Origin of the sequence: Nocardioides astragali, assembly GCF_024436375.1 — a bacterium.
GTDB classification, from domain to species: Bacteria; Actinomycetota; Actinomycetes; order Propionibacteriales; family Nocardioidaceae; genus Nocardioides; species Nocardioides astragali.
In genome coordinates this window covers 337,414-361,278 of record NZ_JAFMZM010000002.1, presented here as the reverse complement: position 1 = coordinate 361,278, position 23,865 = coordinate 337,414, and the positions used below count along the sequence as shown (strand labels likewise).

The window sequence follows — 23,865 nt, the reverse complement described above, 5'->3', positions numbered from 1 at the left end:
CGTGCCAGGGTCGGCCGTGCCCGACCCGTCAGAAGACCTGGGCGTGAAGAGCGCCCTCATGGCGCAAGGCCGCCTGCACCCGCGTGGCCTGGACGCCGGTGAGCTCGGTGATCGGTGTCCACCGGAACTCGCTGTGCTCGTCCGAGAGCTGGATCCCAGCCGTGCCGGACAGGCCGCAGCGGAAGATGCCGACCTGCGACTCGAACTCGCGGTGGTAGTACCACCCGGTCAGCGGGCCGATCTCGACATCGACGCCGAGCTCCTCCCGGCACTCTCTTGCGAGCGCATCCAGGATCGTCTCCCCAGGCTCCACGGCACCCCCGGGCAGCCCCCATCGTCGGTCGCCGTAGGACTGCCTCACCAACAGCACGGACTCCTCAGTGCTGTCGATCACCGCCGCGTGCACGCTGAACCGGAACCGATCCTCGAAGGCCACCGGTCAAGTATGCGGAAACGAATGTCAGACCTCTGCTTCGATGGCAAAGGTGTTGCCGTCTGGATCCTGGAACCAAGCGATACGTCCGCCCCCTGCCCGAGCCGTGATGCCGCGGGGGTCATGCTCGAACTGGTCGTAGCGGACGAGCTCCACGCCGGACGACGCGAGCTCGTCGACGATCTGGTCGATGTCATCGACGTACCACGTCGCGAGTGTCGCCGCAGTCGTACCGGCAGTGTCCGACTCGTACACGTTCAGGGCGGGCCCGCCACCCGAACCGTAGACACGGCTCCCGTCGGCGATGTCGGCGCTGGGACCCGACTCCAGGGGCTGCAGGCCCAGCTTGCCCTCGTAGAACGCGACCGCCTTCTGGATGTCGGACACGGCGATGGACGCCCGTAGTTCATGGGTGCTCAGGGGCATGCACGATCTTCACACATGTGGAAGCAGGGCGGCGTTCAGGAGCTCGCGTGCGACGCCGGGTCAGAGCCGACCGGCGATGAGAAGATTGCCCTGTGACGACGGACTCCCGCATGGTGGCGCTGGGCTTCGGCAAGTTCGCGCGCGCCGACCGCATCTTCGCCCTGGAGCGGATTGCCGGGGAGGAACGCGGCGACGGCCGTCGCACCCGGGTGTGGATCGACGGGGTCGCCGACCCGTTGATCGCGTCCAGGACCGAGGTGACGATCCTCCGGGACATGGGACAGGAGTCCGCCGCGGCGGCGCCCGTGCTGGACGAGGCGATGGACCTGGCCGCGCGCCTCGCGGCGGCGGCTGAGGAGGGTCGGGTCGACCTCAGTGACCTGGGGCGCCGAGCGCGGAGGCTTCTCGCCACCACCACCTCGTCGTCATAGACCGTGTGTTCTCCGGGGGCACGGCCCCTGTCGGTTGGCTAGCTCGAGGTGCGCGGGAAGTCGCCAGGCGGTGGTGGCTGCGGATGGCGCAACGGGTCGGCATCGGGTGGCATCGGAACGATGGGTCCCACGCCGGCGAGCCGGGTCAACATGTTCTCGAGCTCCGCAATCCGCCGACGCAGCTCGTCGAGCTCACGGCGCACGTCTTCATCCATGCTGACAACGGTAGGTCGGTCCGATCCAGGAACCACGCCTGCGGCGGAAACCGTTTCGCAGCGACCGGGCCTACGCTTCGACACGCATCGCGGGCGAGCGAGCGGTGGCGATGGAGGCTGGCGGGCTGATGCGCGCCCGGCCACGATCGCGGAGAGCCGAGCCACTCGGAAAAGCCCGGGGGCCGATGTCGAAGAGCCTCGCCCCCGTTCGACATACGCGCGAGAAGCCAGTCCACCCCAACCAGCAGGGAGTGATCGAGATGCCGCGATTCATGGGATTCGTCAGGATGGAAGAGGGCATCGGCGCGCCGCCACAGGCGATCTTCGACGCCATGGACGTCCACATCGGCGAGCGCGCCGCCAAGGGGGTGTTCCTCGACGGAGGCGGTCTCTACGGCACGGAGGACGCCGTGAACTTCGTGGTCCGCAAGGGCGAGGTCACGCGCGTCGACGGACCGTACGCCGAGGGCAAGGAGGTCGTCGGCGGCTGGGCGATCATGGAGTACGCCGACCTCGACGAGGCGGTGGCCGACCAGCGGGAGTTCGCCGAGCTGCACGCGAAGCACTGGCCGGAGGCCACCGTGATCGCGACGCTCCGCCAGATCTCCGAGGGTCCTGAGGCGCCCGGCGACTGACGGGGACTCACTACGCTGGTCCGGTGTCGGCAGAGACCCGTCAGGATGACCCGACCCAGGCCGTGCACGCCGCGTGGCGGGCCGACGGGGCCCGCCTCGTGGGCGCGCTCACCCGGATGACGCGCGACGTGGAGCTCGCTGCCGACCTGGCCCAGGACGCCCTGGTCGCCGCGCTCGAGCAGTGGCCCACGACGGGGGTCCCGGACAACCCGACCGCGTGGTTGATGACGACGGCCAAGCGCCGCGGCATCGACCACTTCCGGCGCGCTGACAACCTCCGCCGCAAGCTCGCGGAGCTGGAGGGCTCCAGCAGAGGAGAGGAGGCGCAGATGCCCGACCTCGACAGCCAGGTCGACCACATCGACGACGACGTCCTGCGGCTCATCTTCTTGTCGTGCCACCCCAGCCTGACACCGGAGTCGCGTGCCGCGCTGACCCTGCGGCTCGTCGGAGGACTGAGCACGAACGAGATCGCACGGGCCTTCCTGACCAGCGAGGCCACCATGGGCCAGCGCATCTCGCGGGCCAAGAAGACGCTGTCCTCGTCCCACGCGGAGTTCGAGCTGCCCACGGGGCCGGAACGGGCCGCGCGTCTCGACGACGTCATGGCCGTGATCTACCTGATCTTCAACGAGGGCTACACGGCCACCGCCGGCGATGGCTGGACCCGGCCCGACCTGGCCGCCGAGGCGACGAGGCTCGCGCGGATGCTCGCGATGCTCGCTCCCGACGAGCCCGAGGTGCTCGGCCTGCAGGCGCTGCTGGAGCTGCAGGGCTCGCGGATATCCGCTCGCATCGACGAGCACGGCGCACCCGTCCTCCTCGACGACCAGGACCGCACGCGCTGGGACCAGCTGATGATCCGCCGTGGCCTGGCTGCGCTGGACCGGGCCGAGTCGCTCGCCGCCAGCGGAACGCCGATCGGCACGTACTTCCTGCAGGCCTCGATCGCTGCGCAGCACGCCCTCGCACCCCGTGCCGAGGACACCGACTGGCATCGGATCGCACGCCTGTACGACGTCCTGGCCGACGCCGCGCCGGGCCCGGTCGTGGAGGTGAACCGGGCGGTCGCGCACGCGCGTGCCTTCGGTCCCGAGGCGGGCCTCGCGGTCCTCGCGGGCGTGGACGCCGCTGCCCTCGGCGACTCGCCTCTCGTGCCGAGCGTACGAGGAGACCTTCTCGAGCGATCGGGACTGCACCAGCAGGCGAGCGAGGCGTTCACCGACGCGGCCGTGCTCACCAGGAACGAGGCCGAGCGAGCGGTCCTCCGCCGTCGCGCGGCGGTGAACCTGGAGCGGACGTGAGCCGATCCAGCCGTTGGGGCGTGAGCGTTGTCGCACCTCGGTGACAGACTGCACAGCATGACCGCACTCGACCGCTTCAGTGCGCCCACCCGCGCCTGGTTCGAGGCCTCCTTCGCCGGGCCCACGCCGGCGCAGGAGGGAGCCTGGTCGACGATCGCCGACGGCAAGCACGCGCTCGTCGTGGCGCCCACCGGCAGCGGCAAGACGCTGAGTGCCTTCCTGCACGCGATCGACCGCTTGTTGAGCACGCCGCCGCCCGAGGACAAGCGCAAGCGCACCCGCGTCCTCTACATCTCCCCGCTCAAGGCGCTCGGCGTCGACGTCGAGCGCAACCTGCGCGCGCCGCTGACCGGCATCCGCCACACCGCCGAGCGGCTCCAGGCCACGGTCCCCGAGGTCACCGTCGGGCTGCGCTCGGGTGACACGAGCCCCGCCGAGCGGCGCAAGCTCGGCACCACCCCGCCCGACATCCTGATCACCACGCCCGAGTCGCTCTTCCTGATGCTCACCAGCCAGGCGCGCGAGACACTGCGCAGCGTCGACACGGTGATCGTCGACGAGGTCCACGCCGTCGCCGGCACCAAGCGCGGCGCCCACCTCGGCCTGAGCCTGGAGCGGCTCGACTCGCTGCTCGAGCGACCGGCCCAGCGCATCGGCCTGAGCGCGACCGTCCGCCCCCTCGACGAGGTGGCGCGCTTCCTCTGTGGCACGCAGCCCGTCGAGGTCGTCGCCCCTCCCAGCACGAAGGAGTGGGACCTCCGGGTCGTCGTGCCGGTCGAGGACATGACGATGCCGGAGGAGTACGACGAGGAGTCCGGCGACCCCGGCCGCTCGACCAGCATCTGGCCGCACGTCGAGGAGCACGTCGTCGACCTCGTCGAGCAGCACCGCTCGACGATCGTCTTCGCCAACTCCCGGCGCCTGGCCGAGCGGCTCACGGCCCGTCTCAACGAGATCGCGACGGAGCGGGCGGGCGGCGAGAAGGCGCCGGAGGGCGGGTCGCCCGCGCAGGTCATGGCGCAGTCCGGCCAGAGCAGGGGGGCCGGGACGATCATCGCCAAGGCCCACCACGGCTCGGTCTCCAAGGAGCAGCGCGCCGTCATCGAGGACGACCTCAAGCGGGGCCGGCTGCCGTGCGTGGTCGCCACCAGCAGCCTCGAGCTCGGCATCGACATGGGGGCGGTCGACCTGGTCGTCCAGATCGAGTCGCCGCCGAGCGTGGCGAGCGCCCTCCAGCGGGTCGGTCGGGCCGGTCACCAGGTCGGTGAGGTCAGTCGCGGCGTGCTGTTCCCCAAGCACCGCGGCGACCTCGCCCAGACCGCCGTCTCCGTGGAGCGGATGCGCAGCGGCGCCATCGAGAAGCTCTCGGTCCCCACCAACCCCCTCGACGTCCTGGCCCAGCAGGTGGTGGCCGTGCTCGCGTTGGACGAGTGGGACGTCGACGACCTCTTCGCCCTCGTCGTCCGCGCGGCGTCGTACGCCCAGCTCCCCCGCGCCGCCTTCGACGCCACCCTCGACCTGCTCAGCGGTCGCTACCCCAGCGACGAGTTCGCCGAGCTGCGCCCGCGCATCGTGTGGGACCGCGTGACCGGCACCCTCAGCGGACGACCCGGCGCCCAGCGGCTCGCCGTCACCAGCGGCGGCACCATCCCCGACCGCGGGCTGTTCGGCGTCTTCCTCGTCGGCGAGAAGGCCAGCCGCGTCGGGGAGCTCGACGAGGAGATGGTCTACGAGTCGCGGGTCGGCGACATCTTCGCCCTCGGCGCCACCAGCTGGCGGATCGAGGACATCACGCACGACCGGGTCCTGGTCACGCCCGCACCCGGCATCCCCGGCCGGCTGCCGTTCTGGAAGGGCGACGCCCTCGGCCGCCCGGCCGAGCTCGGCGCCGCCGTCGGTGCCTTCACCCGCGAGCTCGCGGCTGCCCCCACCGCCAAGGCCATCGCCTCGGTCCAGGAGCGCGGCCTCGACGTCAACGCGGCCACCAACCTCGTCGCCTACCTCGCCGAGCAGCGCGAAGCCACCCAGGTCGTCCCCCACGACACCCAGGTCGTCGTCGAGCGCTTCCGCGACGAGCTCGGCGACTGGCGCCTGGTCGTCCACTCCCCCTACGGCACCCCGGTCCACGCGCCCTGGGCGCTCGCGATCAATGCGCGGTTGCGCGAGCGCTTCGACGTCGACGGCCAGGCCGTGGCGTCCGACGACGGCATCGTCATCCGGATCCCCGACACCGACGCCGAGCCGCCGACCGGCGAGGTCATCGTCTTCGAGCCCGAGGAGATCGAGCAGCTCGTCACCCAGGAGGTGGGCGGCTCTGCGTTGTTCGCGAGCCGCTTCCGCGAGTGCGCGGCGCGGGCGCTGCTCCTGCCCCGGCGCGACCCCGGTCGGCGCAGCCCGCTGTGGCAGCAGCGCCAGCGCAGCGCGCAGCTCCTCCAGGTCGCATCGCTTTACCCGTCGTTCCCGATCGTGCTCGAGGCGGTGCGCGAGTGCCTGCAGGACGTCTACGACCTGCCCGCCCTGGTCGCGCTGCTGGGCCGGGTGCAGCGGCGGGAGGTCACCGTGGTGGACGTCGCCACCACCTCCCCCAGCCCGTTCGCGCGCAGCCTGCTCTTCGGCTACGTAGCCCAGTTCGTCTACGAGGGCGACTCCCCCATCGCCGAGCGGCGGGCCGCCGCCCTCTCCCTCGACCAGGGGCTCCTCGCCGAGCTGCTCGGCCGCGCCGAGCTGCGCGAGCTGCTCGATCCCGAGGTCCTCGCCGAGGTGGAGGCCGAGCTGCAGTGGCTGGCGCCCGAGCGGCGCGCTCGCGACGCGGAGGCGGTCGCCGACCTGCTGCGCCTGGTCGGGCCGTTGTCGGTCGACGAGATCCGCGAGCGCGCGGTCGATGGCGCCGACGTCGAGGGCTGGCTGTCCACGCTCGCCGACGTACGCCGGGTGGTGGAGGTGCGGATGGCCGGCGAGGACCGGTGGACCGCCATCGAGGACATCGGCCGGCTGCGCGACGGCCTCGGTGTGCCGGTGCCGGTCGGCACGCCTGAGGCCTTCCTCGAGCTGCCCGAGGACCCATTGGGCGACCTCGTCTCCCGCTACGCCCGCAGCCACGGTCCGTTCACCGCCGCGGAGGTCGCCGCCAGGCTGGGCCTGGGCGAAGCCGTCGCCCGACAGACCCTCCAGCGCCTCGGCGCCCGCGGCCGGGTGCTCGACGGCGAGTTCCGGCCGTCCGGCTCCGGGACCGAGTGGTGCGACGCCGAGGTGCTCCGCAAGCTGCGCCGCCGTTCGCTCGCCCGGCTGCGCCAGGAGATCGAGCCGGTCAGCCACGACGCGGTCGCCCGCTTCCTCCCTGCCTGGCAGCGCGTGGGCGGGTCGTTGCGCGGCCTGGACGGGGTCGTCGCCGCCATCGACCAGCTCGCGGGGTGCCCGGTCCCGGCCAGCGCCCTCGAGCCCCTCGTCCTCGCCGCCCGCGTGCGCGACTACGAGCCCGCCATGCTCGACGAGCTCACCGCCTCGGGCGAGGTCATCTGGGCCGGCCACTCGCCACTGCCGGGCAGTGACGGCTGGGTCAGCCTGCACCTCGCCGACCAGGCACACCTCACGCTCCCCGAGATCGAGTCCGACGAGCCGACCGGGCTGCAGCGGGCCGTGCTCGACGCCCTCGACCCCGGTGGCGCCTGGTTCTTCCGGCAGCTGGCCGAGCGGGTCGGCGCCAACAGCGACGCCGAGCTCTCCACGGCGCTGTGGGAGCTCGTGTGGCGTGGCCTGGTCACCAACGACACCCTCACACCGCTGCGGGCACTGGTGCGCAGCGGTACGCCGTCGCACCGCACCCGTCGCACTCCCCCGCGGACGGGGCGGATGGGGCGGATGCCGGTCCGCACCGGTCCTCCGGAGACGGCCGGCCGGTGGGCGCTGCTGCCCGAGCGCGACGTCGACCCCACTCGCCGGGCGAAGGCCCGGGCCGAGCACCTGCTGGAGCGGCACGGCGTCGTGACCCGCGGCGCCGTGGTCAGCGAGCGGGTGGCCGGAGGCTTCGCGGGGGTCTACAAGGTCCTCAGTGCCTTCGAGGACACCGGCCGCTGTCGACGCGGCTACTTCATCGACGGCCTGGGCGCGGCCCAGTTCGGGACGGCCGGCGCCATCGACCGGCTGCGCACGTTCGCCGAGCCCGAGGGCGCCAAGGGCGGCAAGCCCGCCGTCGTCGCCCTGGCCGCCACCGACCCGGCCAACGTCTTCGGTGCCGCACTCCCCTGGCCCGAGCCACTCGACAGCGAGCGCGCCGGCCACCGGCCGGGACGCAAGGCCGGAGCGCTCGTGGTCGTCGTCGACGGCGCTTTGACGGTCTACGTCGAGCGCGGCGGACGCACCCTCCTGACCTGGAGCGACGACCCGGACCTGCTCACCCCGGCCATGTCGGCTTTGGCCGACGCGGCTCGACGTGGTGCACTGGGCCGGCTCACTGTGGAGAAGGCCGACGGCCAGGCGTTGATCGGCAGCGGCGGCGAGACTCCCATCCGGCTGGCACTGTCGGCTGCAGGGTTCGTCGCGACACCGAAGGGACTGAGACTGCGTGCCTGAGGGAGACACCGTCCACCGTGCCGCGTCGGCGCTCGATCGCGCCCTGACCGGTCACCGCCTGACGGTCAGCGACTTCCGGGTGCCGGCGTTCGCCACCGTCGACCTCACGGGCGGCACGGTGGTGCGCACCCTGGCCCGCGGCAAGCACCTGCTGACCCGGATCGACCACGACCGCGCCTGGACCCTCCACACCCACCTCAAGATGGAGGGTTCGTGGCACATCTACGCCACCGGGGACAAGTGGCGTCGACCGTCCCCCCAGGTTCGGGTCGTGCTGGGCATCGAGGGCCGCTCCGCAGTGGGGTTCTCGCTCGGCATCGTGGAGGTGGTGCCGCGCCAGGAGGAGGCGTCCCTGACCGCACACCTCGGACCCGACCTGCTCGGCCCCGACTGGGACCTCGACAAGGCACTCGCCCGGCTGCGGTGCCAGCCCGAGCGCCCGGTCGGCCAGGCGCTCCTCGACCAGCGCAACCTCGCTGGGATCGGCAACATGTACATGGCCGAGCTGTGCTTCACCAGCGGCGTGCACCCGGCGACCGCGGTGTCGCGGGTGGCCGACCTGCCTCGCCTCGTACGCCGGGCGCGCCTGATGCTGGAGGCCAACAAGGAACGAGCCATCCAGTCGACGACGGGAGACCTGCGCCCCGGGGAGCGGCTGTGGGTCTACCGGCGCGACAAGTCACCGTGCCGACGGTGCGGCACGCCCATCCTGGTCGACATGCTCGGCGAGCCGGGCCTCGAGCGGGCTGCCTACTGGTGCCCCAGCTGCCAGCCCGTCACCTGACGGCGACTCAGGCGGCGGAGGCGACCACGTCGCCCGACGGTCGCCCGGCGGCGATCGTCGCGCTGCCCACGATCCCGATGGCGATCTCCTCGAGGGCGACCGCGTCCGCGACGTCTCGCAGCACGTCGGACAGGGGGAGGTCCATCGCCTGGCACAGCGAGGCGAGGAGCTCGGAGGACGCTTCCTTCTGCCCTCGCTCGATCTCCGAGATGTAGCCCAGGCTCACCCGCGCCTCGGCGGAGAGCTCCCGCAGGGTCATCCCACGCTGCATCCGCGCACCACGGAGGACGTCACCGAGCAGTCGTCGGAAGAGCACCATGCGCGCGGTCCTTGCTCTGGGTGGAGGGGAGTCGTCTGGCCCAACGCTACCGGAGGCCCCCTTCTTCCCGAGGCAGGACGCCGTCTTCGGGGGTGAGGACCCCGTCGAGGACCGCCAGTGCGGCGTCACACGAGGCCTGGCGGATCGCCCACCGGTCGCCCTCCAGCGCCAGCTCGCGCGTCTCGACGTGGTCGGGACCGGCGACGGCGACCCACACGGTGCCCACCGGCCGACCCTCCTGGGCATCCGGCCCCGCGACGCCCGTCGTGGCGATCCCCCATGTCGAGCCGAGGCGGGTGCGCACGCCGCGCGCCATCGCGCTCGCGCACTCCTCGGAGATCACGCCGTGCTGCTCGACCAGGTCGGCGGGGACGTCCAGCGCGGACACCTTGACGTGTGTCGCGTAGGACACGACGCCACCCACGAAGCTGCGCGAGGCACCGGGTACGTCGGTGAGCCGGGCGGAGAGCAGTCCTCCGGTGAGCGACTCGGCGGTGGCGACGGTCTCGCCGCGCCGCGCCAGCGTCTCGAGCACCCCCGCCGCCAGCGCCCGACCTGGTTCTGTGGTCACGTCCGGGAGACTAGCCGTATGGCTCTTCCCATCGAGGACTACGCGCTCATCGGCGACCGTGGCACCGCGGCCCTGGTCGGGAAGGACGGGTCGATCGACTGGCTGTGCCTGCCGCGCTTCGACTCGCCCGCCTGCTTCGCGGCGCTGCTGGGCACCGAGGAGCACGGTCGCTGGCTCCTCTCCCCCGCTGGTCCCCTCGAGAGCACGAGCCGGCGCTACGTCGACGGCACCGCACTGCTGGAGACGACGTTCACCACCGCCGACGGCGAGCTGGTGCTGCTCGACGTGATGCCGACCAGCGACGGGCGCGCGGACGTCGTACGACGCCTCACGTGCACGCGGGGCACGGTGCGGATCCGGCACGACTGGGTGGTGCGCACCGACTACGGCAAGGTCCGACCGTGGGTCAGCCGCGAGCACGCGCACGGGCAGGAGGTCGTCGTCGCGGTGGCCGGCCCCGACAAGCTGGTGCTCCGCGGACCGCGGCTCCCCCGCGGGCACCACGGCCACCACAGTGACGAGTTCGAGATGTCCGAGGGAGACGAGCTGACGTTCTCCACCACGTGGGTCCGCTCCTGGTGCCCCGTGCCGGAGCCGCTGGGGTTCGACGAGCGCATCACGGCGACCACCGACCAGCAGGTCGCGTGGTCCGAGCGCTCGCCGAGCGACGTGCCCCACGCCGACATGGTCCGCCGCAGCCTGCTGACCCTCCTCCTCATGACCCACGAGGAGACCGGCGGCATCGTGGCGGCCCCGACCACCTCGCTGCCGGAGGACTTCGGCGGGGAACGCAACTGGGACTACCGCTTCTGCTGGCTGCGCGACGCCGCGCTCACCCTCGAGTCGCTCCTCGGCGCCGGCTACGACGCCGAGGCCCTCGAGTGGCGGTCGTGGTTGCTCCGGGCGGTCGCCGGCGACCCGGCGGACCTGCAGATCATGTACACCGTCGACGGCGGCCGCCAGCTGCCCGAGCGCGAGGTGCCGCACCTGCCGGGGTACGCCGGCAGCGTGCCGGTGCGGATCGGCAACGGCGCCGTCTCGCAGAGGCAGAACGACGTGCTCGGCGAGGTCATGATCGCCCTGGAGCTGGCCCGGCAGGCGGGCCTGGACGAGAGCCACAACTCCTGGGCGTTGCAGCGGGCGCTGGTCGAGGAGCTGGCCGAGCACTGGGACGAGCCGGACAACGGGCTCTGGGAGATCCGCGGGCCGCAGCGCCACTTCACCCACTCCCGCGTCATGGTGTGGGTCGCCTTCGACCGTGCCGTCCGCGCGGTCGAGGAGCACGGCCTGCCCGGGCCGGTGGAGCGTTGGCGCGGCCTGCGCGACCGCGTGCGCGAGGAGATCCTGGACAAGGGCTTCGACGAGCAGCGCGGCACGTTCACCCAGCACTACGACACCCTCGAGGTCGACGCGTCCCTGCTCACCATCCCGCTGGTCGGCTTCCTCCCAGGGGACGACCCGCGCGTGCTGGGGACGGTCGAGGCGGTCACGGAGGACCTGCTCCGCGACGGCCTGCTGCTGCGCTACGGCACTCAGACCGGCGTGGACGGGCTGCCCGGCGACGAGCACCCGTTCCTGGCCTGCTCGTTCTGGCTGGTCTCCGCACTGGCCGCCGCCGGTCGTCGCGGCGCGGCCGAGGAGCTCCTCGACCGTCTCTGCGGGCTGGCCAACGACGTCGGCCTGCTCTCGGAGGAGTACGACGCCGGGCACGGCCGGATGGCCGGCAACTTCCCGCAGGCCTTCAGCCACCTCGCACTCGTGCAGGCGGCGCTGGCGCTGCGCGCGCGCATGTGACGGCGGCGCGCGGGGCCACTGCGAACTGCCGAGGCCCGGCCGTCGCGGACGACGACCGGGCCTCGGCGTGCGGCTCAGGTGCGGTTGATCAGTGGCGGTGCACCTTGATCTCGATGACCTCTCGGGTGCCGCGGATCTTGCGGTTGCCCTTGTAGATCACGACGATCCGCTTCTTGCCGGCCTTGGCGAAGCGATCGAGACGCAGGAACGCCTTCCCCTTCTTCAGCTTGACCGTGTAGGTCTTGCCGCCGGCCTTGACCTTCACCTTGCCCGTGACCTTGGAGATGCCGAGCGCGGAGGCCTTGATCTTCACCCGGGTCCGGGTCTCGCCCTTGACGATGCGCTCCGGCTTGGTGCGGACCTTGAGCACGCCCTTGGCCTTGCGCACGTCGATCGGCAGCGAGAACGTCGTGCCGGTGGTCGGACCGGTGAAGGTGATGACCTGCTTGCCGGTCCGGGTCTTGCCCTTCAGCTTGACCGACACCGCGCTCTTGCCGCTCTCGTCGAACTGGGTCGTGCCGACCGTGTTGTCCACGGCCGCAGGCTTGAGGGCGACGTCCCCGACCTTGATGTTGAGCAACGCGTCCTTGGCGTCGCCGACCGCGGTCATGGCCAACGAGGACAGGCTGGCGTTGAAGTCCTGACCGATCCGGTAGAAGCGCGGAGCGGTCGCCGGCTTGGCGATACCGACCTGGTGCTGGTCGCTCTTCACCGCGAGCGGGGTCTTGGCCGCGAACGTGGCCATGTAGTCGACCATGGCCTGCAGGTCCACCTTGCCCGTGTCACGCCTGGCTGTGCCCTTGGCGAACTCGCGGAAGTTGTCACCGCCCGAGGCGAGGAACGAGTTCACCGTGACCGAGTACGACGTGCCGGCCTCGATGGCCTTGCCATTGAGCCACATGCCCGTGATGCGGTTGCCCTCGGGGCGGGTGGGGTCGTAGGTCGAGAAGAAGCCCGTGGAGGTGCCCAGGCGCAGGAACGGCCGGCTCGGAACCGCACCCTTGTCGTCGCGCTGCCACTGCTGCTCGAGAACGGTCTTGATCTGTGCGCCGGTGAGCTTCATGTTGACCAGCGTGTTGGCGAACGGCTGGACGACGGCGGCCTGCTTGTAGGTGAGCGTCGCGGGGTAACCGGAGGCGTTGTTGCCCACCATGTCCTGGCGGAGGCCGCCCGGGTTCATGAAGGCGATCTGCGCGGCCCCTGCCTCGGGCGAGCCGGTCGCCCAACGCTGGACCTCAGCGACGAGGTTTCCGAGGGTGGACTCACCGCCCCTGTTCTCCGTGGTGCCGTCCGCGAGGCGGGCGCGGCCGAATGGGCCACCGAGCTTGCCGAGCTCGACGGCGCCCAGGACGTCCGACTTCGCCACTGCGGCGTCGACGATGCCCTTCACCTCGGCCTTCTTGTCGATGGCGCTCTGAGCGGTGAGTGCGACCGTGTTGGCCGAGACGATCGCCTGGGATGCGACCGTGACGGAGGGAACCGCGGTGTCGACGGTGAACTTGAGGACGTTGAAGTTGGTGCCGTACTGACCGGCAGAGACCACGGGCACACCGTTGTAGGTGCAGTCGTAGGCGAGGTGGGTGTGACCGGAGATGATCGCATTGACGTCCGACCCCACGCCCTTGACGATCCGCCCGAAGGCGCTGTCGTCGGAGACGCCGGCGCAGCTGGACGTCGTCGAGCCCTCGTGCACGAGCATCACCACGACATCGGCTCCGGCAGCCTTCAGAGCAGTGGCGCCAGTCTTCACCTCATCGACGATGGAGGTCACCTTGAGGTCGGCGATCCCTGCCGGTGTCACCAGGGAGGGGAGGTCCTCGGTCACCGCGCCGACGAAGCCGACGTCCACGCCGGCGACCGTGGTCATCCAGGTGGCGCCGTCGGAGGTGCCGGGCGAGGCCGCGACGTCCGGCAGAGCGTACGAGTTGTCGGACTTCCTGCGCACGTTGGCTGCGAGGTACTGCCACTCGGCGCCACCCACGGGGTTGTTGGTGGCGTCGAAGGGCTTCATGATCCGGTTGGCCAGATCGCTGTAGCCGGCGTCGAACTCATGGTTGCCCGCAGCAGAGACGTCGAGGCCCATCGCGTTCATGGCGTCGAGGGTCGGCTTGTCCTGCTGGATGAAGGACTCGAACGTCGAGGCGCCGACCAGGTCACCGGCGGCCGCGAAGACGGTTCCGCCGACGCTCGGGTCGGACCGGTACTGCTCGATGGCTCCGGCGAACTGCGCCGCACCGGCGACCGACGTCGCCGAGGTTCCCTCTGACACGAGGCGACCGTGGAAGTCGTTGGTCCCCAGGATCTGGATGGTGACGGGGGCGGCGTTGGCGGGAGCCGCCGTGGTGAGCACTGCAAGTGGGGCGGCGATGAGCCCCGTGAGTGTGGTCGCAAGAGCGAGCTTGCGACCGGATGAGGATGCTGACACGAAGGTGGCCTTTCGATTAGTGCTGTGAGTCGGGTCACACTAACCCGACCAATTGGGTCGTACGGAGGGCGGCGGACGGCTACCCCAACTGAGTGATGAGCCGCTGGTGACGACCCGGTCGACCTGAGAGGCGACCGGGCCGCCGCGTTCATCGCATGATCAGCGCCGCCCTACTGTGGCGTCTGAGGTTGCCTTCCCCTGACGACCGTCACGGTCACCGAACCGGTCGACGCTGTGTGCTCGACATCTCCGGAGTAGGAGAGGGTCAGTGTGTGCTTGCCGACGGGCAAGGACCTCTTGGACAGGATCACCGTGCCCGCGCCGGAGTCCAGCGTGGTGGAGCCGAGGACCTCGCCGCCGAGCGACACCGTGACGTTGCCGGTGGCGGAGGACGGGGCGACCGAGACGGTGACCGATCCCGCCTTGCCGTACTGGATGCGGGCGGCCGTGGCGGTGACGGTGGTTTCCTCCATGGCCAGCTCCATCCCCAGGATCACCGGGTCGTGGTCGGAGGACCGGAAGGGACCCTCTGCGTGGAAGTCGGTTCCGTGGTAGTTCCAGCGGCTGTACTCCAGCGCCAGCGACTCGCCCGCGTTGATGTTCCAGATGTCGGTGCCGGTCGAATGCTCGAGAGCCGCGTCGTTGACTAGGATGTGGTCGAGGGACCCGGACAGCCCCGAGAACGAGTAGGAGTACTCGCCGTTGCCGAACTCCTGCTCCACGTTGGTGAAGCCCGCCTCGTAGAGGAGCCGCAGCGGGTCCTCCATCGCGTACGAGTTGAAGTCACCGCCGAGGATGACTGACTCGACACCAGTCTCCGCCTTCAGGCCCGCGACCCAGTCACGCAGAGCAGTGGCCTGGAGTACTCGAGAGCCGTTGGACGCGCCCTGTCCGTCGCCGCTGTCCGTGTCACCGGGGTTCGGGCCGGCCGATCCCTTGGACTTGAAGTGGTTGACGACAAAGAGGAACGGCTTGCCCCCGGCGTCGGCCTTGAACACCTGGCCGAGCGGCTCGCGAGCGTTGTCGAACGCCTCGCCGGGGTCGCTCAGGGTGCCGAGCGCACGCGACTCGCCGACGCGGTCCACGCTGGCCGGCTTGTAGATGATCGCGTTGGTGATCACGTCCATCCCTCCGGCGGGAAGCTCGGTCGAGGACGGGTTGGCCGCCCACGTTCCGGCTCCTGCTTCGGCGTTCAGCGCCGCCACAAGGCTGTTCGTCGCCTCGTCGGCGGTCTCGCCCAGGCTGAGGGAGTTCTCGATCTCCATCAGGCCGACCACGTCGGCGTCGAGGGCGTTGATCGCGTTGACGATCTTCGACTGCTGGCGCTCGAAGTCCTGGGGGTCCCAGGCGCCGCGCTGGTCGCAACCGCTGTTGACGGTGTTCCCGTCACCGTCACGGTCACGGAACGGGGTGCATCCGCCGTCGCCGATGTCGTCGTTGTTCGCGTCGCCCAGGGTGGTGAAGTAGTTCAGCACGTTGAACGAGGCGACCTTGAAGTCAGCCGTGCCGGTCTCGTTGATGAGGGCCTCGTCCGGAGCGGCCGTGCGGGTGTCCGCGAAGGTGGCCGGGCTGTTGGCATTGGCCGGACCGACCACGGTCGCCAGCGGCTGGAACCGGTAGGTGGGGGCGCTCGGCGAGCCACCCTCGGTGAAGATCACGTCAGCGTTGAAGGTCGCGCCAGCCCCGACCCGCACGGGGGCGGCGGTCGAGATGTAGGGCGGCGTGAGGTTGCCGTTGGACAGGCACGGCGTGGGGCGGGCGCCACAGACGGCGCCGCTCGACGACGTGGCCAGGAAGTTGGTCGAGGCACCGTCGTCCAGGACGACCGCACGGGCGAGATTGTCCGCCTCGGTGGCGCTCGAACCGGCCGGGCCGGGGAGCTCCACCTCGGTGCGCTGGATCAGCGGCTTGGTGCCCTGCGCCAGGCCGACCTCGCCGAAGTTGTTCGTCGAGAAGGTGTTGCTGACGGTGAAGGCGCCCGTCGGGCGGTAGCGCATGCCCTCCAGGGACTCCTTCTGCGCCGCCGACCGCGGCCAGTTGGCCGTCGTCGTGGTGATGATCGGGTCGGGCGTCTCGGAGAGCACCTCGATGCCCGCAGGAACGACCTCGACCTGCGTGGCTCCGGCGAACTCCGTGACCGAACCGGTGACCTCGACGTAGTCGCCGAGGACGGCCGTGACCGACCCGGTGGTCTGCCGCACGAAGACGCCGTCCGAAGCGGTGTGGGTTGCGAGGTCGATGTCGGCTGCGCCGGAGCCCGGGGTCTGGATGTAGAACCCGAAGAAGCCGCCGACCGGGTAGGAAGCGGTGACGACGCCGCGGGTCTTGACGGTCTGACCCAGGAACGGCGAGGCCGCACCGGTGCCCTGGACCTCGGAGATCGCGATGAGCGGCGCCTCCGGGGCGATGGTGAACGTGAAGGTCACGTCGTCGGTTGCGGCGGTCGGCGTGGCCGAGTCGGTCGCCGTCGCGGTGACGTCGAACGTCCCGGACTCCGTGGGCGTACCCGAGACGGCGCCGTTGCCGGCGACGGTGATGCCGGCCGGAAGGCCGGTGGCCGTCCACGCGTACGGCGGCGTGCCGCCGGTCGCGGCGAGCGTGAAGCCCGCGATGGCCTGGCCGACCTGGCCGGACTTGTTGCCGGGCGAGGTGGCTTCGAGCGCCGCCGGCTCCCCCTCGCTCGCAGCAGTCGGTGTGGGCGTCGCCGGAGCGGCGAAGTCCGTGCGGTTGTTGTCGCCGTCGACGGCCGTCACACGCGAGGTCGACGTGGTGTTCGTGAGCGCCGTGCCGGTGTTGGCGGTCTCGGAGGACGTCGCCGTTCCGTAGCCGACGAAGTCGACCACGTTCGCGACCGTCTGCATGCTCGTCCCGGTCGCCGTGACGGCGGTCGTGCTGCCCGCCAGGATCACCTGGCCGCTGGCCGCACTCATGTTCAGGAAGGCGGTGGTCGCCTGGAAGTCGGGTGTCGGCAGCTCCGCGCCGCCGCACACATCGCCCGAGCAGCTGACCCGAGACGAGGTCTGGACGAGGTAGGTGCTGTTGGCCGGCACCGTCGCGTCCGGGAGCGCCAGGACGCTCACCGTGCCCGTGGTGAAGGTCCCGCTGCGGTACTGGAGGCTCAGGCCGTTGAGCGGCTGGGCAGACGCCGTGGGGTTGTAGAGCTCGACGAAGTCGACCTTGTACGCCGCCGTCGTCGAGGTCGAACCGCCGCCGCCGTAGACCTCGTTGATGATCAGACCCGGGCTGGCGGCGTTCGCAGGAGCTCCTGCGACGGGGGCGAGACCGGCGGCGAGGAGAGCCAGTCCGGCGCCTGCCGCGAACCGACGCGGCGAGTGAAGCGCAGGTGTGCGCATGTGTGCTCCGAAGGTTCAGATGTATGTGACCGACGCATCTTCACCCACAAACATGGTCAGTGGCGCACCCCGCGGCCCGGAATTCTTGCGAGTGTTGACGAAAGTTCACGCAGGACTTTGTGCATACTGGCCACTTCCCACCCCTACGGGGGTCAGGCGCGCTGGCGGCGCTGCCGCCGGACGTCACGGAAGAACTCGTACCCAGACCAGATGGTCATGACGACGGCGCCGGCGAGCAGCGCCTGGCTGGTGTAGAACACCACCTCGCCGAGAGGTCCGGGCCAGAAGTCGAACGCGCCGCCGTGGGCGTCGCCGTGCGGCAGCGGCCAGGTGAGCCCCGAGAGGGCGATCGCCTGGAGCACCGTCTTGATCTTGCCGCTCATGGCGGCCGGGATGACGACGGACTTGAGGACCGAGAGGCGGAGCAGCGTCACGCCCCACTCGCGCACCAGCACCACGATCGTCACCCACCACCAGACGTCGCCGACGACGGAGAGGCCGATGAAGGCCATGCCGGTGATGGCCTTGTCCGCGATCGGGTCGGCGATCTTGCCGAAGTCGGTGATCAGGTCGTGCTTGCGGGCGAGATCGCCGTCGACCTTGTCGGTGATCATCGCCACGGCGAACAAGCCGAACGCCACCCAGCGCCACAGCGGGTCGTTGCCGCCGTCGTGGAGAAGCGCCCACCCGAAGAACGGCACCATCACGATGCGCAGGGTCGTGAGGATGTTGGCGATGTTGAAGTTCGAGACCTGGCGCTGGTCGGTCGTCATCGGGGGGCTCCGTTCACTCGCGCGATCAGGTCGACGCCGTCGGTGCCGGTGACGGTGGCGGTCAGCAGGTCGCCCACCCGTGCGCCGGCGGCGTCGGTGAGCAGCGTCGTACCGTCCACCTCCGGGCCCTGGTGCGCAGCACGGCCCTCGATCGCTGCGTCGTCGACGGACTCGACCAGCACCTCCACCTCCTCGCCGATGCGCTCCTCGGCGCGCTGGGAGTTGAGCTCCTCGACCAAGGCCGTGACGTGCTCGGTGCGGGCGCGGATCTCGTCCTCGTCCAGCTTGAGGTCCTGGCCGAAGCCGGCCGCCTCGGTGCCGTCCTCGTCGGAGTAGCCGAAGACGCCGGTGACGTCCATGCGCGCGGCCTCGAGGAAGTCGCAGAGGACCTGCAGGTCATCCTCGCTCTCGCCCGGGAAGCCGACGATGACGTTGGACCGTACGCCGGCCAGCGGAGCGAGCGACCGGATCCGCTCGAGCAGCCCCAGGAAGCTCTCGGGGTCGCCGAAGCGGCGCATCCGACGCAGCACCGGGGCACTGGCGTGCTGGAAGGACAGGTCGAAGTAGGGCACGACGCCCGGCGTGGAGGCGATCGCCTCGATCAGCCCCGGACGCGTCTCGGCGGGCTGGAGGTAGGAGACCCGGACCCGCTCGACGCCGTCGATGCCGGAGAGCTCGGGCAGCAGGGTCTCGAGGAGACGGAGGTCGCCGAGGTCCTTGCCGTAGGACGTGGAGTTCTCGCTGACCAGGAACAGCTCCTTGACACCCTGGGTCGCGAGCCAGCGCGCCTCCTGGAGCACGTCGCTGGGACGGCGGCTGACGAAGGAGCCACGGAAGCTCGGGATCGCGCAGAAGGAGCAGCGGCGGTCACAGCCGCTGGCCAGCTTGAGGGGCGCCATCGGGCCGGCGTCGAGGCGACGGCGTACGGCACGGGGTCCGGTGGCGGGTGCACCCGCTCCGATGTCGCTGAGGTCGGCGACGTCACCCTGGTGGCCCGGGATCGAGATCGCCGAGGCGTCGCGGTCCACGGGGGAGATCGGCAGCAGGCGACGGCGGTCAGACGGGGTGTGCGGGTGGTGGGTCTCCCCCGCGACGATGGAGCGCAGCTTGGCGGCGATGTCGGGATAGTCGTCGAAGCCCAGCACCGCATCGGCCTCGGGCAGCGACTCGGCGAGGTCCTTGCCGTACCTCTCGGCCAGGCAGCCCACGGCGACGACCGCCTGGGCACGCCCGCCGTGGCCGGCCGAGGCCTTGAGGTCGGCGGCCTCCAGCAGGGTGTCGACCGAGTCCTTCTTGGCCGCCTCCACGAAGCCACAGGTGTTGACCACGACGGTGTCGGCGTCCTCGGGGTCCGCCACGAGCACGAAGCCGTCGGCCTCGAGCCGTCCGGCCAGCTCCTCCGAGTCGACCTCGTTGCGGGCGCAGCCCAGGGTCACCACAGCGACGTTCAGCCGGGCGGGAGGGAGCTCTGTGTCAGTCGTCATCGCACCCGGAAGTATGCCGGTTGCGGGCGTCATGACCGCCATCCGCGGCCCGTCGCGAACCGACAGCCCCGAGTCAGTCGGCGACGAAGGTGCCCTGGCCCGCGACGCCGGGCTCGCCCACCGCGCGGGCCTCGCCGCCCGCGAGGGACACCGTGACTGCCCCGTCCGTGGACTGCACCCGCACCGGCGGCGACGCCTTCAGCTCGCGGGTCTGGCCGACGGCGAGGCTGCCCTTGAAGACCTGCTCCCCTGCACCGTCGCGCACGACGACCCGCGCGCCACCCGACGGGGCGGTCACCACGACCTCGACCGGGTCGGCCAGGGGTGCGTTGCCGGCGCCCTGCGGGCCTCCGGAGCCGTTGAGCACGGGAGTGGCGCCGCGCAGCTCGGGCGGGGTGTCCATGACCAGCCGGGCGATCGACCAGCACAGCACCAGCGCCATCACCACCGCGACCAGCACGGACCAGTTCGGTCCGCCTCGGGTGCCGCGGATGGAGCCGTTGGCACCGGTCGCCAGCTCGGCCTCGAAGACCCGACGCGGGTTGATCGGTGCATGGGCGTAGCGCTCGTCGTACGCCGCGAGCAGGGGCGTGACGTCGATGCCGAGCACCCGGGCGAGGGTGCGCAGGTGGCCGCGGGCGTAGAAGTCGCCGCCGCAGGGCTCGAAGTCGTCGACCTCGACGGCCTCGATCACGTGTGGCCGGATGCGGGTGCGCTCGGCCAGCTGGTCGACGGTGAGGCCCAGGCGCGTGCGCGCCGCGGCGAGCTCGGGGCCGATGACCGGGTCCTCGGCCGGCTCGACCTCGAAGTCGTCGAGCACCAGGGGCTCGACCGGCTCCCCTGGACGGGCGATCGCGCGGACGCGGTCGCCCCACGACTGGGTCTCCTCGACGAGGCTGACCCGGCCGGGCCGGCGCAGCTCGCGGCCCTCGGGCTCGTCAGCGTCGGTCGCGGGGGCGACCTCGCGTGTCACCTCGGAGCGGCGGGCCGACGTGGACTCCCGCAGCGCGGCCGGCGTGGGGCTGGCGACGACCGCCTCGTCGGCAGGAGTGGTCTCGTGCTCCTCGACACCGGCGACGTCCTCGACGTCCTGCTCAGGGGCGTCGGGCTCCGCCGACGGCTCCAGCACGACGATCTGGCTGGCGTCGCGGGCCACCCGGCCCAGCGCCTCGGTCAGGTCGTCGCCGGCGCCGATGACGCGGGTCGAGAGGCCCAGCGGCACGGCGAACGGGGCGCCGTGCAGGAGCCGGGAGACGGTCACGTGGCGCTTGCCGGCGCCGGTGAGCTCGGCCTCGATGAGCTCGAGGTTGTGGGGCACCACGACCAGGCGCCCGTCACGGAGCAGACCGCGGCGCGGGGTGTGCTCGACGTGGTGCACGGCGGTCCAGGGCAGGCCGCGCCAGGCACGGCCCAGGCGGATCCGGATCCCCTGGGCGTCGGCGACGAGCAACGGAGTGCGGGCGTCGACCAGGCCGGCGAGCCAGTAGGCCCCGAGGAGTCCCATCGCGGCGACGAAGACCCAGTCGAGGGCGGAGCCGGTCTGCGTGGCGCGCCCGAGGTAGGCGATGGCGACCGCGGAGGCTGTGAGCCCGACGCCGGCAGCGACCCCGGCGTGCCGGCGTACTTCCACCGCGTCAGGCGCGACGCCGAGGACGTCGCCGCTCTCCGGCTCGTGGCCGCCGTGGACCTCGGTCTCGTGCACTGCTGCGCTCATCAGGCTCCCCCCTCCAACGTGGCGATCACGGAATCGAGCTCGTCCGGCTTGACCAGGACGTCGCGGGCCTTCGAGCCCTCGCTGGGTCCGACCACGCCGCGGCTCTCCAGGATGTCCATCAGTCGTCCCGCCTTCGCGAAGCCCACGCGCAGCTTGCGCTGCAGCATCGACGTCGAGCCGAACTGGGTCGAGACGATCAGCTCGATGGCCTGGACCACGAGCTCCATGTCGTCACCGATGTCGTCGTCGAGGTCACGCTTTGCCGCGGCCGGGGCGGTGACGTCCTCGACGTATGTCGGCTCGAGCTGGTCCTTGCAGTGCTTGACGACCTGGTGGATCTCGGCCTCGGTGACCCACGACCCCTGCACGCGTACGGGCTTGCTGGCGCCCATCGGCAGGAAGAGTCCGTCGCCCTGACCGACCAGCTTCTCGGCGCCCGGCTGGTCGAGGATGACCCGGCTGTCGCCGAGCGAGCTCGTGGCGAAGGCGAGCCGGGACGGCACGTTGGCCTTGATCAGTCCGGTGACGACATCCACCGAGGGACGCTGGGTGGCGAGCACCAGGTGGATGCCGGCCGCACGGGCCAGCTGGGTGATGCGCACGACCGAGTCCTCGACGTCGCGCGGCGAGACCATCATCAGGTCGGCGAGCTCGTCGACGATGACGAGGAGGTAGGGGTAGGGCACCAGCGTGCGCTCGCTGCCCGCGGGCACCTCGACCTTGCCCGCCCGCACCGCCTTGTTGAAGTCGTCGATGTGGCGGAAGCCGAAGTTGGCAAGGTCGTCGTAGCGCATGTCCATCTCGCGCACGACCCAGGCCAGCGCCTCCGCGGCCTTCTTGGGGTTGGTGATGATCGGCGTGATCAGGTGCGGCACGCCCTCGTAGGCGTTGAGCTCGACCCGCTTGGGGTCGACCATGATCATCCGCACCTCGTCGGGCGTCGAGCGCATCAGGATCGAGGTGATGAGCGAGTTGATGAACGACGACTTGCCCGAGCCGGTGGCGCCGGCCACCAGCAGGTGCGGCATCTTCGCCATGTTGGCGACCACGAAGCCGCCCTCGACGTCCTTGCCGAGCCCCGCGACCATCGGGTGGTGGTCGGCGCGTGCCGTGCTGGACCGGAGCACGTCGCCGAGGGAGACGATCTCCTTGTCGACGTTGGGGATCTCGATGCCGATCGCGGACTTGCCGGGGATCGGGCTGAGGATCCGGACGTCGGCGGAGGCGACGGCGTAGGCGATGTTCTTGGACAGCGCGGTGACCTTCTCGACCTTCACCGCCGGGCCGAGCTCGACCTCGTAGCGGGTCACCGTCGGGCCCCGGGTGTAGCCCGTGACGGTCGCGTCGATGCCGAACTCCTCCATGACCTGCATGAGGCGCTCGACGACGGCGTCGCTCGCCTTCGAGCGGGCCTTGTGCACCGACCCGGGCTTGAGCACCTCGTTGCCGGGCAGGGAGTAGGTGATGTCGCCGGACAGCGCGAGCTGCTCGACGCGCTGCGGCAGCGGAGTGTGCGGCGGCGGCTCGACGGCACCGGTGTCGGCGCCCGCGTCCGGGGCAGGAACCGCCGGGGTGACCTCGGTGGGCGCGTCGGAGAATAGGTCGATGCCGTAGTCCGGCTCCTCCGCCGATCCTGCCGCGTCCTTCTTCTTGCGCCGCTTCTTCAGCTCACGCTCCGACAGCACCGGGCTGTCGTAGGCCGGGTCGCCCATCTCCGGGTCGATGTCGTCCTCGAGCATCGAGCGGCGGCGGGTGCGCACCGGCTTGGTGGCCTCGTCCGCCTCGGGTCCGGCGTCCGGGGCGGAGCGGCCCAGTGCCTTGTCGCGCAGTGCGGCCAGCCGGACCGGGATCTGGTAGACGGGCGTTGCGGTGATGATCAGCACGCCGAAGATCGCCAGCAGCGACAGCAGGGGCACCACGACGTACGACGTCTGCATGAGGTCGAGCAGCAGGCTCGAGGTGACGTAGCCGACCGCCCCACCGGCCTCCTGGAGGTTGCTGGCGTCGCCCAGCACGGGCTGCGGGTTGCCGTTGGCGATGTGCACGATGCCCAGCAGGCCGAGGCTGAAGGCGGCCCAGCCGATGACCTGGCGTCCGGCCGGGCCGTTGCGCTCCGGGTCGCGCAGGGTGCGCCACCCGGCGTAGACGAGGAACAGCGGCACCAGCCAGCCGACCTTGCCGACGGCGCCCGCGGTGACCGAGCGCGCGAAGTCCATGACCCCGCCGGGCAGCTGCCACCAGACGGCTGCGGCGACCACGGTGGCGACGCCGAAGATGAACAGCCCGACCCCGTCACGACGGTGCTCGGGATCGAGGTCGCGCGCCGACTGGCCGATCGACCGGGCGAGCGCGCCGAGGGCGTGGGCGATGCCCAGCCACACCGCGGCGATCCCACGTCCCACGGCACCGAAGGCGCGCGAGACCGGGCCCGGCCCGTTGCGCACGGCACGAGGTGCCGGACGCGCTGCGGGTCGGCGCTTGGACGCGCCTGATCGGCTCCGGCCCTTCGCAGTGCTCGTGCGCGGGGTGGGGCGCTTGCTGGTACTCCGTGATCGGGTGCTCGAACCCTTGGTGCTGGACGTGCTCGAGCTCCGCGACCCCGGCGGGGAAGACGTACGGGTCGCCATGCTCCGAA

At 71.2% G+C, this 23,865-nt stretch carries 17 protein-coding genes; 6 read left to right on the top strand and 11 right to left on the bottom strand.

What is annotated here, in order from left to right:
- Nucleotides 1-28 precede the first annotated feature (28 nt).
- Entirely contained in the window at nucleotides 29-436 is a 408-nt protein-coding gene (locus J3P44_RS06755) for an NUDIX hydrolase (protein WP_255889499.1), read from the bottom strand.
- 24 nt (nucleotides 437-460) lie between these two features.
- Complete coding sequence (locus tag J3P44_RS06750) at nucleotides 461-859, bottom strand: VOC family protein (protein WP_255889498.1); 399 nt, start codon at nucleotides 857-859, stop codon at nucleotides 461-463.
- Between the two features lie 92 nt (nucleotides 860-951).
- Between J3P44_RS06750 and J3P44_RS06745 the strand changes: the two genes are divergently transcribed.
- Entirely contained in the window at nucleotides 952-1,290 is a 339-nt protein-coding gene (locus J3P44_RS06745; RefSeq protein ID WP_255889497.1) for a hypothetical protein, read from the top strand.
- A 38-nt stretch (nucleotides 1,291-1,328) separates the two neighbouring features.
- Here the strand turns inward: J3P44_RS06745 and J3P44_RS06740 are convergent, their stop codons facing one another.
- A complete protein-coding gene (locus J3P44_RS06740) occupies nucleotides 1,329-1,505 on the bottom strand; it encodes a hypothetical protein (RefSeq protein ID WP_255889496.1) in 177 nt (58 codons plus the stop codon).
- Between the two features lie 287 nt (nucleotides 1,506-1,792).
- On the opposite strand from J3P44_RS06740, the gene J3P44_RS06735 reads away from it, so the two are divergent.
- The 4 genes from J3P44_RS06735 to J3P44_RS06720 are packed head-to-tail and all read left to right on the top strand — an operon-like array spanning nucleotide 1,793 to nucleotide 8,797.
- A complete protein-coding gene (locus J3P44_RS06735) occupies nucleotides 1,793-2,140 on the top strand; it encodes a YciI family protein (protein WP_255889495.1) in 348 nt (115 codons plus the stop codon).
- 23 nt (nucleotides 2,141-2,163) lie between these two features.
- Nucleotides 2,164-3,444 (top strand): RNA polymerase sigma factor, encoded by a 1,281-nt coding sequence (locus J3P44_RS06730; protein ID WP_255889493.1) that lies wholly within the window; start codon nucleotides 2,164-2,166, stop codon nucleotides 3,442-3,444.
- 57 nt (nucleotides 3,445-3,501) lie between these two features.
- Nucleotides 3,502-8,013: an ATP-dependent helicase gene (locus tag J3P44_RS06725; protein ID WP_255889492.1), complete on the top strand. Its 4,512-nt coding sequence runs from the start codon at nucleotides 3,502-3,504 to the stop codon at nucleotides 8,011-8,013.
- A complete protein-coding gene (locus tag J3P44_RS06720; RefSeq protein WP_255889491.1) occupies nucleotides 8,006-8,797 on the top strand; it encodes a DNA-formamidopyrimidine glycosylase family protein in 792 nt (263 codons plus the stop codon). Before J3P44_RS06725 ends, J3P44_RS06720 begins: the two co-directional genes overlap by 8 nt.
- Before the next feature lie 7 nt (nucleotides 8,798-8,804).
- Here J3P44_RS06720 and J3P44_RS06715 read toward each other — a convergent pair whose 3' ends face one another.
- The gene (locus tag J3P44_RS06715) at nucleotides 8,805-9,116 is read right to left on the bottom strand and encodes a helix-turn-helix domain-containing protein (RefSeq protein WP_255889490.1); all 312 of its coding nucleotides are present in this window, start codon (nucleotides 9,114-9,116) and stop codon (nucleotides 8,805-8,807) included.
- Between the two features lie 46 nt (nucleotides 9,117-9,162).
- Entirely contained in the window at nucleotides 9,163-9,687 is a 525-nt protein-coding gene (locus J3P44_RS06710; protein WP_255889489.1) for a CinA family protein, read from the bottom strand.
- A gap of 18 nt (nucleotides 9,688-9,705) precedes the next feature.
- Here J3P44_RS06710 and J3P44_RS06705 point away from each other — a divergent pair, with 18 nt between their 5' ends.
- A complete protein-coding gene (locus tag J3P44_RS06705; protein ID WP_255889488.1) occupies nucleotides 9,706-11,481 on the top strand; it encodes a glycoside hydrolase family 15 protein in 1,776 nt (591 codons plus the stop codon).
- Between the two features lie 88 nt (nucleotides 11,482-11,569).
- On the opposite strand, the gene J3P44_RS06700 is transcribed toward J3P44_RS06705, so the two are convergent.
- The 6 genes from J3P44_RS06700 to J3P44_RS06675 all read right to left on the bottom strand — a co-directional run bounded on the left by J3P44_RS06700 (nucleotide 11,570) and on the right by J3P44_RS06675 (nucleotide 23,857).
- The gene (locus J3P44_RS06700) at nucleotides 11,570-13,906 is read right to left on the bottom strand and encodes a bifunctional metallophosphatase/5'-nucleotidase (RefSeq protein ID WP_255889487.1); all 2,337 of its coding nucleotides are present in this window, start codon (nucleotides 13,904-13,906) and stop codon (nucleotides 11,570-11,572) included.
- A 170-nt stretch (nucleotides 13,907-14,076) separates the two neighbouring features.
- Nucleotides 14,077-17,259, bottom strand: a complete 3,183-nt coding sequence (locus J3P44_RS06695) for an ExeM/NucH family extracellular endonuclease (RefSeq protein WP_255889486.1) — start codon at nucleotides 17,257-17,259, stop codon at nucleotides 14,077-14,079.
- Between the two features lie 152 nt (nucleotides 17,260-17,411).
- Nucleotides 17,412-18,032: a CDP-diacylglycerol--glycerol-3-phosphate 3-phosphatidyltransferase gene (pgsA, locus tag J3P44_RS06690; protein WP_255889485.1), complete on the bottom strand. Its 621-nt coding sequence runs from the start codon at nucleotides 18,030-18,032 to the stop codon at nucleotides 17,412-17,414.
- Nucleotides 18,029-19,483 (bottom strand): 30S ribosomal protein S12 methylthiotransferase RimO, encoded by a 1,455-nt coding sequence (gene rimO, locus J3P44_RS06685; protein ID WP_255890010.1) that lies wholly within the window; start codon nucleotides 19,481-19,483, stop codon nucleotides 18,029-18,031. The genes pgsA and rimO overlap by 4 nt, the downstream gene beginning before the upstream one ends.
- Before the next feature lie 106 nt (nucleotides 19,484-19,589).
- On the bottom strand, nucleotides 19,590-21,230 hold the full coding sequence (locus tag J3P44_RS06680) for a helix-turn-helix domain-containing protein (RefSeq protein WP_255889484.1): 1,641 nt from the start codon (nucleotides 21,228-21,230) through the stop codon (nucleotides 19,590-19,592).
- On the bottom strand, nucleotides 21,230-23,857 hold the full coding sequence (locus tag J3P44_RS06675) for an FtsK/SpoIIIE family DNA translocase (RefSeq protein WP_255889483.1): 2,628 nt from the start codon (nucleotides 23,855-23,857) through the stop codon (nucleotides 21,230-21,232). Before J3P44_RS06675 ends, J3P44_RS06680 begins: the two co-directional genes overlap by 1 nt.
- Nucleotides 23,858-23,865 lie beyond the last annotated feature (8 nt).